Genomic DNA, 1442 nt, shown 5'->3' on the forward strand with positions numbered 1-1442 from the left:
ACGGCTCTGTTGACTCGATGGAAACGCTGCTACCCTAGCAGAGCGTGAAACAAGATATGGGGCGCAAGAGACCGACCTGGATTTCGTGCCACAGAGCACGTTCTGTTGACTGGTCCGTGTGCGAAAGAAGCCGAGTCATGGGCGCTACAGCCCGGATGCCGCGCCCCGCGGCATCCGGGAAAGCCCGAATAGGTGAATCTCTGCTTCACGCACTGGCGTCCCGGGTGAACGAACCATGTACCTCGGAATTGACGTCCACAAACGGTACGCACAGGTGGCAGTGATGGATGAGGCTGGGACGATCGTCGAAGAGGTTCGCGTCGAGAACGCGAACCTCGACGACCTCGCCCAGCGGTACGCCGGCGCACAAGCCGTGCTTGAGGCGACCTCCAACTACTACCACATCCACGATACGCTGTCAGAGCACTTGGATGTGACCGTTGCTCATCCCAAAAAGATCAATCAGATCGCAGACACCGACAAGAAAACCGACCGCGTTGATGCGAAAGAACTCGCGCGGATGCTCCGGTTAAATTCGGTGCCTGAAAGCTACGTTCCGACCGAGGAGGTCAGGGAAGCCCGCGCACTCGTGCGCGGGCGACAGACTCTGGTCGAAAACCGTACCAAGTACGCCAACAAGGTCCATGGACTCCTCTCCGATCATGGCATCACTGAGGACGTGAAACCGCTAACCGTGGAGGGACGAGAGTCCCTACGGGGACTCTCGATCCCGACGCCGTTCGACGCGTTGCTTGAGTCGTACCTCGACCTGATCGAGTCGCTCACCGAAGAGATTCAGAAGCTCGATGAGACGATTGAACAGCGCGCTGGGTCTCTGAAGGAGACCCAGCTGCTGATGACGATTCCCGGTGTGAGCTACTACACGGCGCTGACGATCTACGCGGAGTTAGGTGGGATCGACCGGTTTGACGGTGACAAGGAGGTCGTCAGTTACGTTGGATTGAACCCGGTGATCCGCGAGTCAGGCGACTCGCGGATCGAAGGGGGCATTTCGAAACGTGGATCAGGGCGTGTACGATGGCTGCTCGTCCAAGCAGCAAACACCGCAGTTCATACGAGTAACGACGAGTATCTGAGTCGGTTTTACGACCGGTTAGCAAGCCGGAAGAACTCACAGAAAGCGATCGTGGCAGCAGCTCGGAAGATGCTGGTATCGATCTACCACATGCTTGATCGGGGAGAAGCGTACGATCCACCGGGTGTAACCGCATAGACGAAAGAACTGAGGGCCGCCGGTCCGGCGGCCCTCAGTGGCCGGCCGAGGCCCTCCGTGAGCGTCAGCTATCGCCAGACAGCGACCGCACCGCAGACACGTTCCGACCGCCTGCCGGTTGTGAGAACAGCAGATCCCCGGACGGCGTAATTATTTTGTCGTTAGACGTGGTTTGCCCGGGTAGCAGCGTTTCCATAGGTGAAATCCT

At 58.5% G+C, this 1442-nt stretch carries 1 protein-coding gene; it reads left to right on the top strand.

What is annotated here, in order from left to right; genetic code table 11:
* Positions 1-235 precede the first annotated feature (235 nt).
* Entirely contained in the window at positions 236-1234 is a 999-nt protein-coding gene (locus DQW50_RS17485; protein WP_112080529.1) for an IS110 family transposase, read from the top strand.
* The last annotated feature ends 208 nt before the right edge of the window (positions 1235-1442 follow it).

Origin of the sequence: Halorubrum sp. 48-1-W (assembly GCF_003287355.1) — an archaeon.
GTDB lineage: Archaea > Halobacteriota > Halobacteria > Halobacteriales > Haloferacaceae > Halorubrum.